The following is a 15049-nucleotide window of genomic DNA, read 5'->3' as shown; positions in this document are numbered from 1 at the left end:
GCGCAGTCTCGCAGCCGCGGGGCGGGGCACAGGCGCGATTGACCGACCCGGCGGCCCGTTCCGGCCGGCACGCCGGCCCGGCCCGGCCCTCAGGCGATGACCGCCGGTTCCCGCCACTGCGACCGGCCGCCCCGGTCCAGGTCGTAGCGGACGGCGGCGATCCGGCCGACCGCCTCGACCAGGTCGGCGGCCGGCAGGGTGAAGGGCAGCCGCAGGAAGCGCTCCAGCGTGCCGTCCAGGCCGAAGCGAGGACCGGGCGCCAGCCGTACGCCGACCTCCTCGGCGGCCCGGGCGAGCGCGCTGGAGATCGGCCCGTCGAGTTCGGCCCAGAGGGTCACCCCGCCGTGCGGGACGGTGACCCGCCACTCGGGCAGACGCTGCGCGAGCGCCGCCAGCAGCGCGTCGCGCTGGGCGGTGAGCTGGGCCCGGCGGGCGGCGACGATGGCCGGTGCGTCGGCGAGCAGGTGGACCGCGACAAGCTGGTCCAGGACCGGGCTGGCCATGTCGACGCCGACCCGGGCGGCGGCGAGCCGCTGCACCTGGGGGGCGGAGGCGCGGACCCAGCCGATGCGCAGCCCACCCCAGAACGGCTTGCTCATCCCACCGATGGTGATCACCCGGGAGTGCCGGTCGAAGCTGGCGGTGGGCGGGGGCAGCACCGTCCCGTCCAGCGGCAGGTCGACGAAGGACTCGTCGACGACCAGGTCGGTGCCGACGGCGTGCGCCGTGGCGACCACCCGCTCCCGCAGCGCCGCCGGCATCAGGTGGCCGGTCGGGTTCTGGAAGTCCGGGATCAGGTACGCCAGCTTGGGTCGAGCCTGCCGGAGCCCGCCGAGCAGCAGGTCGGCGTCCCAGCCGGGCTCCTCGACGGCCAGGCCGTGGGTGGTGATCCGGGCCCGGCGCGCGGCGAGCGCGGCCAACGCGTTCGGGTAGCTGGGCGCCTCGACCAGCACGTGGCCGCCGGGGGCGAGGGCCAGCCGGAGCACCAGGTCGAGGGCGTGCTGGGTGCCGTTGGTGACCATGATCTGGTCCGGCGAGGTGGGCAGGCCCCGGTCGGTGTAGGCGTGGGCCACCGCCTCGCGCAGCTCGATGATCCCGGTCGGGTGGTAGCCGGCGCCGCCCAGGTAGCGGGGCAGGTCCTCGGCCGCCGCGCGGGCGGCGGGCAGCAGTTCGGGCGGTGCGGCGAGCGCGGCGACCCCGAGATCGATCATGTCGCGGTCGTCCAGCGGGGTCCAGAGCCCGGTGCTGGCCACCCGGTGGGTGCCCGGGAGCATCGTCCAGCTGCCGGCCCCCCGCCGGCTCGCCAGGTGGCCGCTCTCCCGCAACTCCCGGTACGCGGCCGTGACGGTGGTCCGGCTGATCTTCAGCGCCTCGGCCAGCTCCCGTTCGGCGGGCAGTCGCACGCCCAGGGGAAGCCGGCCGTCGGCGAGCAGGCCGCGCACGGCGCCGGCCAGGGCGGCGTAGTCCGGACTGCGACGGCGGCCGGGAAGCGCATGCCACTGACCGAGGAGCCGGGCCAATTGGACACCCCGAACCTGACTCGTCATGGCCACTCCTCCCGGATTGGCTCTTACGCTGCGCCAATTGGCCTTTAGCGTGGCATGGGTGACACCGATTGGCAATCTCCGACATCGCCCCGTGCGGCGGCTCAGCCAGCTCCACGCGGGCCTCGTCCTCTACGGCGTGAGCATGGCCCTGATGATCGAATCGGGGCTGGGGCTCGACCCGTGGGACGTGTTCCACCAGGGCCTGTCCCAACTGACCGGCCTCTCCTTCGGCACCGTCACCATCGCGGTGGGCGCCCTGGTACTGCTGCTCTGGATCCCCCTGCGCCAGCGTCCCGGCCTCGGCACGATCAGCAACGTGCTGGTGATCGGGCTGGTGGTGGACGCGACGCTCGCGCTGCTGCCGGCCGGCGGGTCCCTGGGCGTACGGGCCGCGATGCTCCTCGCCGGCATCGTGGCCAACGGGGCGGCGACGGGCCTCTACCTCGGCGCCCGCCTGGGGCCCGGTCCCCGCGACGGGCTGATGACCGGCTACGTCGCCCGCCGGCCCGGCCGCTCCCTCCGGCTCGTCCGCACCGTCATCGAGGTCACGGTGCTGGGGCTGGGCTGGCTGCTCGGCGGGACGGTGGGCGTCGGCACGGTCGTCTACGCGCTGGCCATCGGCCCGCTGACCCAGGTCTTCCTTCCCCTGTTCACCGTCCCCGGGCCGCAGAACCTCGCCCCGGGCCCGGTCGCGCCGATCCCGCCCGGCTGATCCGCCCGCCCAAAGGGCCCGGTCGCGCCGCTCCCGGCCGGCTGATCCGCCCGCGCCGATCCCGGCCCGCGTGGCCGGTCGGTGCCGCTCCCCCGGCCGGCTGGTCCGGTCCGCCCGCGCCGCTGCCCCGGCCCGCGTGGTCCGGTCGCGTCGGGCCGGCCCGGCGCACGGCCCCGCACCACCCGGAGCCGCGTGCGCGGCTACCCCTGTCCCTGGGCGCGAGCCGGACACCGGTGTTCCCTTCGGACGCCACGCCCGGCAGAATCCTGGCATGGGGGAGAACGGATGGCGCTGGAGCGATGCCTGGATCTTCGTCTCGGTGGTGATCGCCAACGGCGCGGGACGGCACCGTCGCGCGGCGTCCAGCCGCCGCCCCGAGGGCGTCACCCTCGCCGACGTGCTCTCCACCGCCGACCATCTCAACCAGGCGATTCCGCAACGGCACGAGGTCGAGGCCGCGGTCCGTCGCCTCGTCGGGGCCGGGCTGGTCAGCGTCACCGACGGCTGGTTCCGGATCACCGCCGACGGTGAACGCCTCTGGCGCACCCGGCCGAACGCCGGGCTGGCCACGACGGTGGACACCGTGCAGGGCGTGCTGGTCCGGCGGCACACCCCGGTCTGCGCGGAGTGGCACCTGGACGAGGCCGACCACGCCGCCGCCGTGCAGGAGTACGTGGTGCGGTCGATTCCGGCGCCGCGGCGTTCACCGGAGAACCGGTCCCGCCGGGACTGAGCGGGCCTCGGCGGGCCGCAGGGGCCATGCGGGCGGTCAGCGCACCGGGTGCCCGGCGCCGCGCAGCGCGTCCTTGACCTCGCCGACGGTCAGCTCGCCGAAGTGGAAGACGCTGGCGGCGAGCACCGCGTCGGCGCCGGCACCGATCGCCGGCGCGAAGTGCGCCACCTCGCCCGCGCCGCCGCTGGCCACCACCGGCACGTCGACCACCCTGCGCACCGCGCCGATGAGTTCGAGGTCGAAGCCGGCCTTGGTGCCGTCGGCGTCCATGGAGTTCAGCAGGATCTCCCCCGCGCCCAGCTCGGCGCCGCGGCGGGCCCACTCGACCGCGTCCAGCCCGGTGCCGCGCCGACCGCCGTGGGTGGTCACCTCGAAACCGCTGGGCGTGGCGCCCGCGGGGGCGCGCCGCACGTCGAGCGAGAGCACCAGCACCTGCCGGCCGAAACGGTCGGCGATCTCGGCGATCAGCTCGGGGCGGGCGATGGCGGCGGTGTTCACCCCTACCTTGTCCGCGCCGGCGCGCAGCAGGGTGTCGACGTCGGCGACCTGCCGGACGCCACCGCCGACGGTCAGCGGGATGAAGACCGACTCGGCCGTGCGGCGGACCACGTCGAGCATCGTGCCCCGGTCGCTGGAGGAGGCGGTGACGTCGAGGAAGGTCAGCTCGTCCGCGCCGGCCCGGTCGTACGCCGCCGCCAGCTCCACCGGGTCGCCGGCGTCGCGCAGGTCGACGAAGTTGACCCCCTTGACCACGCGACCGGCGTCCACGTCGAGACACGGGATCACCCGCACCGCCACCGTCATGCCGCGAGCCTATCCTTCCCGGCGCCGGCGGGGACCGGCCGGTGAGGCCGGCCACCGTCGGGGTTCCGTGGCGCCGGGAGCGGCGCCCTCGCTCACACCCGCACGAGCATCTTGCCCAGGTTCTCGCCGCGCAGCAGGCCGAGGAACGCCTCCGGGGCGTTCTCGATGCCGTCGACGACCGTCTCGTCGTACGAGACCTTCCCGTCCCGCAGCCAGCCGGCCATCTCGCGCACGAACTCGCCGCGCAGGTGGCCGTGGTCGCCGACCAGGAAACCGCGCAGGGTGAGCCGCTTGCCGATGACCAGCGCCAGGTTGCGCGGCGCGGCCGGGGGCTCGGTGTCGTTGTACTGCGCGATCATGCCGCAGATCGCGGCCCGGCCGTGCAGCCTCATCGCGGAGATCGCCGCCTCCAGGTGGTCCCCGCCGACGTTGTCGAAGTAGACGTCGACGCCGTCCGGGGCGGCGGCCTTCAGCGAGTCGCGTACCGGCCCGTCGTGGTAGTCGAACGCGGCGTCGAAGCCGAGCGCGCGCAGCCGGGCGACCTTCGCCGCCGACCCGGCGCTGCCGACCACGTGCGCCGCGCCCCTGAGCTTGGCGATCTGGCCGACCAGGCTGCCCACCGCGCCGGCGGCGGCGGAGACGAAGACGGTCTCCCCCGCCTTCATCGCGGCGACCTCCAGCAGCCCGGCGTACGCGGTCAGGCCCGTCATGCCGAGCACGCTCAGGTAGGCGGAGACCGGGGCGAGGTCGGGGTCGACCTTCCGGGCGGCCTTCGCGTCGAGCAGCGCGTACTCGCGCCAGCCGAGACCGTGCAGCACGGTGTCGCCGGGCCGGACGCCCTCGGCCTCGCTGGCGACGACCTCGCCGACCGCCCCGCCGTCGAGCGGCGCGTCCAGCGCGAACGGCGGCACGTACGACTTGACGTCGTTCATCCGCCCGCGCATGTACGGGTCGACCGACATGTACCGGTTGCGGACCACGATCTGGCCCGGGCCGGGAGTGGGCACCTCGGTCTCGACGAGGCGGAAGGTGTCGGCCGTCGGCCAGCCCTGGGGGCGGGAGGCGAGGTGGATCTCCCGGTTGCGGGTGCTCACAGCGCCTCGCGCACGGTGAGGGCGACCTCGACGTTGCCACGGGTCGCGTTCGAGTAGGGGCAGACCTGGTGGGCCTGCTCGACGACCTGCTCCGCGGCGGCCCGCTCGACGGCCGGGAGGTCGACCACGAGGGTGACGGCCAGCCCGAAGCCGCCGCTGCCGTTGGCGCCGATGCCCACCTCGGCCTCGACGACCGAGCCGGAGACGTCGACCTTCGCCTTGCGGGCGACCAGGCGCAGTGCCGAGTGGAAGCAGGCGGCGTAGCCGGCCGCGAAGAGCTGCTCGGGGTTGGCGGCGCCGCCGGCGCCACCCATCTCCTTCGGCACGGCGAGGTCCAGGTCGACGGTGCCGTCGGAGGTGCGGACGTGGCCGTCCCGACCGTCCCCGGTGGCGCGGGCGGACGCGGTGTAGAGCACCTGCATGGTGGTCACTGCTCCTTCTGTCGGTGGATCGTCTCGGTGACCCGGGTGAGGGTGTCGCGCAGTTCGACCAGTTCCGCCTCGGTGAGGCCCGTGGCGCGGGCGACCCGCAGCGGCACCTCCTCCATCCGCTGCCGCAGGGCCCGCCCGTCGCCGGTCAGGCCCACCTCCACCCGTCGCTCGTCGCGCGCCGATCGCGTCCGGACGACCAGCCCCGCCCCCTCCAGCCGCTTGAGCAGCGGGGAGAGCGTGCCGGAGTCCAGCCGCAGCGCGGCGCCGAGCTCGGAGACCGTGGGGGCGTCGTCGCGCTCCCAGAGCACCAGCAGCACCAGGTACTGCGGGTAGGTCAGGCCGAACTCGTCGAGGACGGGCCGGTAGACGTCGGTGAGGGCGCGCGACGCAGCGTAGAGCGCGAAGCACACCTGCCGGCGCAGCACCAGATGGTCGGTCACCGGTAAAACGTAGCGCGCGATTAGATTGCGCACAACCGATCAGGGCGGGCGGTGACCGTCGCCACCGGGACGGGACGGGACCACCACCGCCGCGGCGACCGGCTCAGCGGTCGCCGAGATACGCCTCCAGCTCCACCTCGACCAGGTGCTCCGGGTCGAGCAGGCCGGCCACCACCACCAGCGTGGCCACCGGGCGGACCGCGCCGAAGACCGCGTTGTGCGCCCGGCCCACCTCGTCGGCGTACGTCCGGTCGGTGACGTACATCCGCGTCCGCACCACGTCGCCGGGCTCCGCGCCCACCTCGGCCAGCGCGTCCAGCCCGATCCGCAGCGCCTGGGCGGTCTGCGCCGCCGCGTCGCCGACGTGGGTGACCACGCCGTCCACCGTGGAGGTGCAGCCGGCCGTCAAGGCCAGGTCGCCGGCCCGGACCACCCGGCAGTAGCCGTACACCGGCTCCCACGGGCCGCCCGAGCCGAGCCGCGTGACGGTCACGCCGCGGCCAGGGTTTCCAGCGCCTGCGCCACCGTGAAGGCGCCCGCGTACAGGGCCTTGCCGGCGATCACGCCCTCGACCCCGATCGGCTCCAGCGTGGCCAGCGCGCGCAGGTCGTCCAGGGTGGAGACCCCGCCGGAGGCGATCACCGGGGCGTCGGTGCGGGCGCAGACCTCGCGCAGCAGGTCCAGGTTCGGCCCGCGCATGGTGCCGTCCTTGGTGATGTCGGTGACGACGTAGCGCGTCGCACCCGCCTTGTCGAGCCGCTCCAGCACCTCGAACAGGTCACCGCCGTCGCGGGTCCAGCCCCGGGCGGAGAGGGTACGGCCCCGCACGTCCAGCCCGATCGCCACCCGGTCGCCGTACTCCCCGCACACCCGGTCGCACCAGAGGGGATCCTCCAGGGCCGCGGTGCCGATGTTCACCCGGGCGGCGCCCGTGCCCAGCGCGGCGTGCAACGACTCGTCGTCGCGGATGCCGCCGGACAGCTCCACCTTCACGTCGAGCTGACGCACCACCTCGGCCAGCAGGTGCGCGTTGGAGCCCCGGCCGAACGCGGCGTCGAGGTCGACCAGGTGGATCCACTCGGCGCCGTCCCGCTGCCAGGCCAGCGCGGCCTCCAGCGGGTCGCCGTACGTCGTCTCGCTGCCGGCGGCGCCCTGCACGAGTCGGACGGCCTGGCCGTCGGCGACGTCCACGGCGGGCAACAGGGTGAGGCTCACGGTTTATCTCCTCGAGTTCAGGTGCGACGGTCCAGGGCGATCACGACGATCGCCGGCAGTACGAGCAGCAACAGCACGACCAGCGCGATCCGCAGCGCCAGATCGTCGACGAACGTCCAGATCAGCGCCATCGCCGCCAGGGTCAGCAGCACGATGGCGGCGCGTTCGCCGCGGCTGTGCCGGGGCAGCCGGCCCGTGCGCCCCCGGCGCAGCGACGGCGTCAACCGGCGTACCAACGCCCGACGTCGCGACCGCCGGGCCGCCCGGCGCTCACGCACGACCCGTTCCCGCGCGGCCTGCGCCTCCCGGGCCGCCCGGCGCCGGGCCCGCTCCTTGCTCACGACGTGCCCCGCCGACGGGCGGGAGCGGGCCGCGGCGGGGTCGCCGCGCAGGCCGGGCGCTCAGTCACCGGTGGGGAGCGTGGCGAGCCAGTTGCGCAGCAGCGCGGCACCGGTGTCGGCGGACTTCTCCGGGTGGAACTGCGCGGCGCGGAGCGGACCCCGCTCCACGGCCGCCACGAAGTCCGTGTCGTGGTGGGCGGTGGTGACCGTGGCGCCGGACTCCGCCAGCGCCCCCGGGTCGGCGACCCCGTACGAGTGCACGAAGTAGAACCGGCTGTCGGCCGGCAGGCCGGCGAAGAGCACCGAATCCGCCGGCGCCGTGACCGTGTTCCAGCCCATGTGCGGCAGCCGGGCGGCGGCCAGCCTGGTCACCCCGCCCGGGAGCAGCCCGAGGCCCTTGGTCACCACCCCGTGCTCGTCGCCGTGCTCGAAGAGCACCTGCATGCCCACGCAGATGCCCAGCACGGGGCGGCCGGCGGCGACACGCTCGGCGATCACCGGGCCGGCCCCGAGCGCCTCGATCCCGGCCATGCAGGCGGCGAACGCGCCGACACCCGGCACCACCAGGCCGTCCGCCTCGGCGGCGGCCGTCAGGTCGTCGGTCACCGTCACGTCCGCGCCGGCGCGAGCCAGTGCCCGCTCCGCCGAACGCAGGTTGCCCGACCCGTAGTCGAGCACCACGACGCGGCTCATGCCGTCACCACCCCCCGGTCGGTGGCGGCGCGACGCCGTCGCGCCGTCCGCCCGCTCACGAGCCCTCTCCCGGCAGCATCCAGAGCACGCCGGCGACCGTGGCCATGACGGCGAGCAACGCGGTGACGACCACCGCGCCGCGCGGGGCGCCCTGCCGGTGCAACGACCACGCCCCGCCGACCAGCACCCCAGCCAGGATCAGCAGCAACGACGGCAGCACCCCACCCATCAGGCCCGCCCTCCGCTCGCGACTGCGGGACTCCGCTGCGCTGCGTTCCTCACGCTCACCGAGACCTGCTCGTTCGCGACTGCGGGACTCCGCTGCGCTGCGTTCCTCACGCTCACAGGGCCCCCTTCGTGCTGGGGATGGCGCCCGCCGCGCGCGGGTCGATCGCCGTGGCCTCGCGCAGCGCGCGGGAGACCGCCTTGAACTGGGCCTCCACCACGTGGTGGGCGTCCGGGTGACCGCCGGGGCGCGCCGCCCGCAGCACGTCCACGTGCAGGGTGATCCGGGCCGCCTGGCCGAAGGACTCCCAGATGTGGCGGGTCATGCTGGTCGGGTAGACCGGCCCGATGTACGGCGCCAGCGCCGGCTCGTCGTGCACCACGTACGGGCGGCCGGAGAGGTCGACGGCGGCCCGGACGAGGACCTCGTCCATCGGGACGGTGGCCGAGCCGTACCGTCGGATGCCGGCCTTGTCCCCCAGCGCCTGGTCGAACGCGGCGCCCAGGGCGAGCGCGGTGTCCTCCATCGTGTGGTGGGCGTCGATCTCCAGGTCGCCGACGGTACGCACGGTCAGGTCGAAGCCGCCGTGCCGGGCGATCTGGTGCAGCATGTGGTCGTAGAAACCCACCCCGGTGCCGATCTCGGCCCGGCCGGTGCCGTCCAGGTCGATCTCGACGAGGACCTTCGTCTCCTTGGTGATCCGCTCCACGCGGGCGGTCCGGCTCATTGCCTGCCTTTCGGTCGCGACTGCGGGGCTCGCGGGGTCACTCGTGCTCCCGTCGGAGCTTCTCCATGGCGGTCAGGAACGCGTCGGTCTCGGCGGGGGTGCCGGCGGTGACCCGCAGCCAGCCGGGCAGGCCGACGTCGCGCACCAGCACGCCGGCGTCGAGCAGGGTGCGCCAGGCGGCGGCCTGGTCGCCCCCGACCTCGAACAGCACGAAGTTGGCGTCGCTGTCGGCCACCCGCAGCCCCCGGTCGCGCAGCCGGGCCACGATCCGGTCCCGCTGCTCGCTGATCGCGGTCACCGTGGCGAGCAGGACGTCGCGGTGCGCCAGCGCCGCGCGGGCCGCGGCCTGGGTGAGCGCCGAGAGGTGGTACGGCAGCCGGACGAGCTGCACCGCCGCCACCACCGCCGCGTCGGCGGCCAGGTAGCCCAGCCGGCCGCCGGCGAACCCGAACGCCTTGCTCATCGTCCGGGTCACCACCAGCCGCGGATGCCCGGCAAGCACCGCCAGGGCGCTGACCGTGCCGGGGCGGGCGAACTCGGCGTACGCCTCGTCGACGACCACCATGCCGGGCGCGGCGTCCAGCACCGCGGCGACGACCGACGGGTCGAGGGCGGTGCCGGTCGGGTTGTTCGGCGAGCAGAGGAAGACCACGTCCGGGGCGTGCTCGCGGACCTGGGCGACCGCGTCGGCGGCGGTCAGCCCGTAGTCGACGCCCCGCCGGGCGGGCACCCACCGGGTGCCGGTGCCGAGCGCCAGCAGCGGGTGCATCGAGTATGCCGGGGTGAAGCCGAGCGCGCTGCGCCCCGGCCCGCCGAACGCCTGCAGCAGCTGCTGCTGGATCTCGTTGGAGCCGTTGGCCGCCCACACCTGGTCGACGGTGAGCCCGTGACCGAGGTAGCCGGCCAGGTCGGCGCGCAGCGCCACGGCGTCGCGGTCCGGGTAGCGGTTGAGGTCGCGCAGCTCCGCCGCGAGGGCCTTGCCGATGGCGTCCACCACCGGCTCGGGCACGGGGTAGGAGTTCTCGTTGGTGTTCAGCCGCACCGGCACGTCGAGCTGCGGCGCCCCGTACGGCGACAGCCCGCGCAGGTCGTCGCGGATCGGCAGATCGTCGAGGGTGGTCACGCCGGCACCCCGCCGCGCCCGGTGACGGCCCCGGACCGTCGAGGGTGGTGTCCGCTCATCCCAGCTCCCCCGGGAAGCGCACCTGGACCGCCCGGCCGTGCGCCGGCAGGTCCTCGACGCCGGCCAGGGTGACCACGTGCGGGGCCACCTCCCGCAGCGCCTGCTCGGAGTAGTCGACCAGGTGGATGCCGCGCAGGAAGGACTGCACCGACAGCCCGGAGGAGTGCCGGGCGCAGCCGCCGGTGGGCAGCACGTGGTTGGAGCCGGCGCAGTAGTCACCGAGCGACACCGGCGACCAGGCGCCGACGAAGATCGCCCCGGCGTTGCGCACCCGCAGCGCCCACTCGCGGGCGTCGCGGGTCTGGATCTCCAGGTGCTCGGCCGCGTACGCGTCGACCACCCGCAGCCCGGCGTCGAGGTCGTCCACCAGGACGACGCCGCTCTGCTCGCCGGTGAGCGCGGTGGTGACCCGCTCGGCGTGCTTGGTGGCCGGCACCTGCCGGGCCAGCTCCCGCTCGACGGCCTCGACCAGCTCGACCGAGCAGGTCACCAGCACGCTGGCCGCGAGGGGGTCGTGCTCGGCCTGGCTGACCAGGTCGGCGGCGACGTGCGCCGGGTCGGCCGTGTCGTCGGCCAGGATGGCGATCTCGGTCGGGCCGGCCTCGGCGTCGATGCCGACGACGCCGCGCAGCAGCCGCTTGGCGGCGGTGACCCAGATGTTGCCCGGCCCGGTGATCATGTCGACGGGGTCGCAGTGCGCGCCGCCCTCTGCGTCGACCGCCGCCCCGTACGCGAGCATCGCCACGGCCTGGGCGCCACCGACGGCGTAGACCTCGTCGACGCCGAGCAGGGCGCAGGCGGCGAGCACCCGGGCGTCGGGCAGGCCGCCGTTGTCCTTCTGCGGCGGGCTCGTCACGACCAGCGAGCGCACCCCGGCCGCCTGGGCCGGCACCACGTTCATCACCACGGTCGAGGGGTACATCGCCAGGCCGCCGGGCACGTAGAGGCCGACCCGGTCGACCGGCACCCAGCGCTCGGTCACCGTGCCGCCCGGCACCACCTGGGTGGTGTGGTCGGTGCGGCGCTGGTCGGCGTGCACCTTGCGGGCCCGCGTGATCGACTCGAGCAGCGCGGCGCGCACCTCGGGGGCGAGGGTGCCCTCGGCCTCGGCGATCGCCTCTGCGGGCACCCGCAGCACCTCGGGCGAGACCCCGTCGAAGCGCTCACTGGCCTCCCGGATCGCCGGGTAACCATGCTCCCGGACCGCCTCCACGAGGGGGCGGATCCGCTCGACGGCCACGGAGACGTCGAGTTGGGCACGGGGCAGCAGACGGCGCGGGTCGCGGACGCCGCCGCGCAGGTCGATCCGGTTCAACACCCTTGCGAGTCTAGGCGGCCGGTCCCGACGGCGACCGGCGCCGCCCGTACGCCGGGACGGTGAGCCGGGACACGCCGTCGCGGCGGGATCGGGCTACGCTCGACGCGTGACTGCGCGGCTGCCGGTGTTCCCACTCGGGATGGTCCTCTTTCCCGGCCTGGTGCTGCCGTTGCACATATTCGAGGAGCGCTACCGCGCCCTGGTCCGGCACCTGGTCGCGCTGCCCGAGGAGGCCCCGCGCGAGTTCGGCGTGGTGGCCATCCGGGCCGGCTGGGAGGTCGCCCCGACCGGGCCGGACGGCCGGCCGCTGCCGGGCGGTGACGTCACCCTGCACGACGTGGGCTGCACCGCCGAGCTGCGGCAGGTCACCGAGCGCCCCGACGGCGGCTTCGACATCGTCACGGTCGGCAAGCGCAGGTTCCGCATCGCCGACGTCGACCGCGACGCCGAGCCCTACCTCACCGCCGACGTGGAGTGGCTGCCCGAGCCGGGCGGGCCCGACGAGGTCGCCGACCTGCTCGCCGCCCGGGTGATCTCGGTCTTCCGGCAGTACCTGGGCCTGATCCGCGCCGACGACGAGGGGCTCTCCGAGCAGCTGCCGGAGGACCCGACGGTGCTGTCGCACCTGGTGGCCGCGACGGCCGTGCTGACCGTGGCCGACCGGCAGCGGCTGCTCGCCATCGACGACACCGCCGCCCGGCTGCGCGCCGAGCTGCGACTGCTCAACCGTGAGGCGGCGCTGCTGCGCCAGGTGCGGGCGGTTCCGGTGCCGCTGGCGGAGCTGGCGTCCCCGCCGACCCCCAACTGAGCCCGGGCGCCTCGGGCTCCCGCTCCGGGCGCAGCGACGGCCAGCGGGACCAGCCGGCCAGCAGGGTGTACGCCACCGCCGCGCCGAACGCGGGCAGCAGCAGGTTGCCGTGCGGCACCGGCAGCACGCCGAGCACCAGGTCGATCCCGCCGGCCCGCAGGTCCGCCGGCTTCTCGAAGGCCCTCCCGACGGGCGCGCCCTCCAGCAGCCGCTCGTAGCCGGCCAGCCCCGACCGCCGGCCGACCTGCCAGGCGACCAGCGCCGCGCCGAAGGCGCCGAACGCGGCGGCGAACAGGCCGACCGGCCCCCGCACCCGGCGCAGCAGGAGCCACAGCGCGAGCGCGACGAGCACCCCGAAACCCAGCCCCAGCAGGCTGAACCAGCCGTCGGCGGCGATCGGCTGCTCCGGCTGCGGCTCGGCGTAGATCGCCCCGTCGGCGACCTTGACCACCGGCGTGTCCGGCGCGAGCGCGGCCCAGAGCAGCCCGAGCGGCACCCCCAGCACGGTCACCGCGAGAACCGTCAGCAGGACCAGCCGCAGCGCCCGACCCCGTGGCAGGTCCGGCTCCGCCGGCGGCGCGAGCGGATAGCCGGTGGCGTGATCGAGGCCGGTTCCGTCGGGCAGGTACCGCACCGCCGCGCCGTGCGGTCCGACGTCGGTGGAGGCGTACGGCGGGCCGAAGGCCGTGTCGTACGGAGGGGCGGGTTCCCGGGCGGCGTACGGGTCGGCGGGATCGACGCGGGCCGGTAGGTCGGGCTCGGCCCGGGCGGCAGGCGGGTGGGGCTCGGCCCGGGCGGCAGGCGCCCCCGGTTCGTCGGGCCGGCGGTCGGGCCGGTCGGGTTCGGGGGTGTCCGCGCTCACCCGGTGATCCTCTCAGGCCCGTCGGCCGCGTGGGTCGTCGGTGGCGGCAGACCCGCTCACCGGGCGAAGGGCTCCAGCATCACCGCGGCGGCCTTCAGCCACGCCTGCCGGGTCTCCTGTTGCAGCTGGTGGTACTCGATCGAGGAGCCGGTCTCCAGCGCCGGGTCGTACGGCACCACGGCGACGGCCCGCGTGCGGGTGGCGAAGTGCCGCTCCAGGTCGTCCTGCAAGGGCGAGCGCCCCGGCGTGGGGCAGGAGATCAGGGTGACCGCGTTGTCGGCCAGCTCCCCCATCCCCACCTCGTGCAGCAGGTCCAGCATCCAGTCGGCGCTGAACGCGGCGTCCTCGCGCGGCACGGTGGTCACCACGAGCTGGTCGGCGGCCTGCATGACGGTGCGCCAGTTGGCGCTCTCCACGTTGTTGCCCGTGTCGACGCAGACCACGTCGTGGGTGCGCCGCAGCAGCTCCAGCACCCGCCGGACGGTGAACTGGTCGAGCCGCTGGGCGAACCGCGGGCTCTCCTCGCCGGCCAGCACGTCGTACGAGCCGTCGGAGGCGTGCCGCAGGTAGTCGTCCAGGTGCTCGAGCAGCTCGGGGCCTTCCTTGATCTCGACGTGCGCGAGGTCGCTGACCAGGTGCCGGATGGTCCGGGCGTGCCGGGCGCTGCCGGCGCGCAGCCCGAGTGTGCCGCGCAGTTCGTTGTCGTCCCAGGCCAGCACGCCCCGCCCGCGTACGCTGCCGACGGTCGCCGCGGCCAGCACGGTGGCGGTGGTCTTGTGCACGCCGCCCTTCGGGTTGGCGAACGCGAGCACCCGTGGGGTGCCCAGCTCCCGGCGGAGCACCCCGGCGGCACGCTCCGGCTCGCTCTCCGAGCCACGGGGGCGCCACTCGACGCGGGCCGGATAGCTCGGCGCGGCGGCCACCGGCGCGACGGGCGGCGGCGCGACAGGCGGGGGCACGGCGGCGGGCGGGGGCGCCTGGTGCACGGGCGGGGGCGGCGCGGCGGGCGCCTGGTGGGCTCGGGTGCGGTAGCCGTTGTCGAGCACCGCGTAGCGGGACCGGACCGGGGGCGGCTCGTGCCGGTAGCCGTTGTCCAGCAGCGCGTAGCGCGACTCGACCGACCCCGGGCCGGGGCGTGGCTCGGACTCGGCACGGGGCGGCGGGGCCTGGGCGGGGACCCGGTACGCCGGCTCGACCGGGTATTCCGGATCGGCGCGGTAGCTCGGCTCGACCGGATCCGACCGGTACGTCGGCTCGATGGGATCCGACCGGTACGTCGGCTCGACCGGATCCGACCGGTACGTCGGCTCGATGGGATCCGACCGGTACGTCGGCTCGATGGGATCCGACCGGTACGTCGGCTCGATGGGATCCGACCGGTACGTCGGCTCGACCGGATCCGACCGGTACGTCGGCTCGGGCGGGTACTCCGGCTCCACCCGGTGCGTGGGCTCGGGCGGGTCCACCCGGTAGGCCGGCTCCACCCGGTAGGTGGCCTCGGCCCGGTAACCCGCGTCGACCGGGCGGCCGTACTGCGCGCCGTACGGCGGCGGCCCGGGCTCCGGCACGTACGGCGGCTCCGGGGCCCGTCCGATGGCCGGCACCCGCGCGGCGTAGCCGTTGCCCGACGAGCGGCGGGGCAGCGGCTCCGACGGCAGGGGCGGCGGATCGGCGTGCCGGTCGGCCTCGGCCTGCTCGGCCGTGCGACCGCCGTGCCGGGCCCGGTCGAGCAGCGCCCGCCACCGCGGTGCTGGTTCGGCCGGCCGCCCCCAGCCGGTCTCGCTGCCCTCCACGGCTCGCCCTCCCAGCGCCATCGATGCCCGTCTGACAGGCTACGAACGAAACCCTATTCGGACCACACCTGTCTACGCACCTCCGGTCGTCACCCCCGGCACGGCGCGGGAGCCGGGGTGCC

Annotated in this window: 18 protein-coding genes; 3 read left to right on the top strand and 15 right to left on the bottom strand. The window is 75.4% G+C overall.

Annotated elements, in window-relative coordinates:
- Window positions 1-89 precede the first annotated feature (89 nt).
- Entirely contained in the window at window positions 90-1547 is a 1458-nt protein-coding gene (gene yczR / locus V6U77_RS17610) for a MocR-like transcription factor YczR (protein ID WP_334607425.1), read from the bottom strand.
- A gap of 58 nt (window positions 1548-1605) precedes the next feature.
- On the opposite strand from yczR, the gene yczE reads away from it, so the two are divergent.
- Both yczE and V6U77_RS17600 read left to right on the top strand, forming a co-directional pair.
- Window positions 1606-2259, top strand: a complete 654-nt coding sequence (yczE, locus tag V6U77_RS17605) for a membrane protein YczE (RefSeq protein WP_334607423.1) — start codon at window positions 1606-1608, stop codon at window positions 2257-2259.
- Window positions 2260-2530: 271 nt separating this feature from the next.
- Window positions 2531-2992, top strand: coding sequence for a hypothetical protein (locus tag V6U77_RS17600; RefSeq protein WP_334607421.1), 462 nt, complete (start codon window positions 2531-2533; stop codon window positions 2990-2992).
- 36 nt (window positions 2993-3028) lie between these two features.
- On the opposite strand, the gene hisF is transcribed toward V6U77_RS17600, so the two are convergent.
- The 12 genes from hisF to hisD form a co-directional block, all read right to left on the bottom strand.
- A complete protein-coding gene (hisF, locus tag V6U77_RS17595) occupies window positions 3029-3796 on the bottom strand; it encodes an imidazole glycerol phosphate synthase subunit HisF (RefSeq protein ID WP_334607420.1) in 768 nt (255 codons plus the stop codon).
- 92 nt (window positions 3797-3888) lie between these two features.
- Window positions 3889-4890, bottom strand: a complete 1002-nt coding sequence (locus V6U77_RS17590) for an NADP-dependent oxidoreductase (protein WP_334607419.1) — start codon at window positions 4888-4890, stop codon at window positions 3889-3891.
- Complete coding sequence (locus tag V6U77_RS17585; protein WP_334607445.1) at window positions 4887-5312, bottom strand: organic hydroperoxide resistance protein; 426 nt, start codon at window positions 5310-5312, stop codon at window positions 4887-4889. The genes V6U77_RS17590 and V6U77_RS17585 overlap by 4 nt, the downstream gene beginning before the upstream one ends.
- Before the next feature lie 5 nt (window positions 5313-5317).
- Window positions 5318-5761, bottom strand: a complete 444-nt coding sequence (locus V6U77_RS17580) for a MarR family winged helix-turn-helix transcriptional regulator (protein WP_334607418.1) — start codon at window positions 5759-5761, stop codon at window positions 5318-5320.
- Window positions 5762-5864: 103 nt separating this feature from the next.
- Window positions 5865-6254, bottom strand: a complete 390-nt coding sequence (locus V6U77_RS17575) for a RidA family protein (protein WP_334607417.1) — start codon at window positions 6252-6254, stop codon at window positions 5865-5867.
- Window positions 6251-6976, bottom strand: a complete 726-nt coding sequence (priA, locus tag V6U77_RS17570; protein WP_334607416.1) for a bifunctional 1-(5-phosphoribosyl)-5-((5-phosphoribosylamino)methylideneamino)imidazole-4-carboxamide isomerase/phosphoribosylanthranilate isomerase PriA — start codon at window positions 6974-6976, stop codon at window positions 6251-6253. Before priA ends, V6U77_RS17575 begins: the two co-directional genes overlap by 4 nt.
- A gap of 17 nt (window positions 6977-6993) precedes the next feature.
- Entirely contained in the window at window positions 6994-7317 is a 324-nt protein-coding gene (locus V6U77_RS17565) for a hypothetical protein (RefSeq protein ID WP_334607414.1), read from the bottom strand.
- A 60-nt stretch (window positions 7318-7377) separates the two neighbouring features.
- Entirely contained in the window at window positions 7378-8010 is a 633-nt protein-coding gene (gene hisH, locus V6U77_RS17560) for an imidazole glycerol phosphate synthase subunit HisH (RefSeq protein ID WP_334607413.1), read from the bottom strand.
- A 55-nt stretch (window positions 8011-8065) separates the two neighbouring features.
- On the bottom strand, window positions 8066-8239 hold the full coding sequence (locus V6U77_RS17555; protein ID WP_334607412.1) for a hypothetical protein: 174 nt from the start codon (window positions 8237-8239) through the stop codon (window positions 8066-8068).
- A 112-nt stretch (window positions 8240-8351) separates the two neighbouring features.
- Window positions 8352-8963 carry an imidazoleglycerol-phosphate dehydratase HisB gene (gene hisB, locus V6U77_RS17550; protein ID WP_088999256.1) on the bottom strand — a complete coding sequence of 204 codons (612 nt, stop codon included), beginning with the start codon at window positions 8961-8963 and terminating at the stop codon, window positions 8352-8354.
- A gap of 37 nt (window positions 8964-9000) precedes the next feature.
- Complete coding sequence (locus V6U77_RS17545; protein WP_334607411.1) at window positions 9001-10086, bottom strand: histidinol-phosphate transaminase; 1086 nt, start codon at window positions 10084-10086, stop codon at window positions 9001-9003.
- Window positions 10087-10141: 55 nt separating this feature from the next.
- Window positions 10142-11464, bottom strand: a complete 1323-nt coding sequence (gene hisD, locus V6U77_RS17540) for a histidinol dehydrogenase (protein WP_334607410.1) — start codon at window positions 11462-11464, stop codon at window positions 10142-10144.
- A gap of 106 nt (window positions 11465-11570) precedes the next feature.
- Here hisD and V6U77_RS17535 point away from each other — a divergent pair, with 106 nt between their 5' ends.
- The gene (locus V6U77_RS17535; RefSeq protein ID WP_334607409.1) at window positions 11571-12272 is read left to right on the top strand and encodes an LON peptidase substrate-binding domain-containing protein; all 702 of its coding nucleotides are present in this window, start codon (window positions 11571-11573) and stop codon (window positions 12270-12272) included.
- Here the strand turns inward: V6U77_RS17535 and V6U77_RS17530 are convergent.
- Together V6U77_RS17530 and V6U77_RS17525 are read right to left on the bottom strand one after the other, a co-directional pair.
- Window positions 12187-13134, bottom strand: coding sequence for a DUF2567 domain-containing protein (locus V6U77_RS17530; RefSeq protein WP_334607408.1), 948 nt, complete (start codon window positions 13132-13134; stop codon window positions 12187-12189). The two genes, V6U77_RS17535 and V6U77_RS17530, sit on opposite strands and share 86 nt — an antisense overlap.
- 56 nt (window positions 13135-13190) lie before the next feature.
- Entirely contained in the window at window positions 13191-14927 is a 1737-nt protein-coding gene (locus V6U77_RS17525; RefSeq protein ID WP_334607407.1) for a MinD/ParA family ATP-binding protein, read from the bottom strand.
- Window positions 14928-15049 lie beyond the last annotated feature (122 nt).

It is taken from the genome of Micromonospora sp. CPCC 205546 (assembly GCF_036902715.1).
Taxonomy (GTDB): Bacteria; Actinomycetota; Actinomycetes; order Mycobacteriales; family Micromonosporaceae; genus Micromonospora.
The sequence above is the reverse complement of the archived record's forward strand: the minus strand, read 5'-3'. Positions and strand labels throughout refer to the sequence as shown.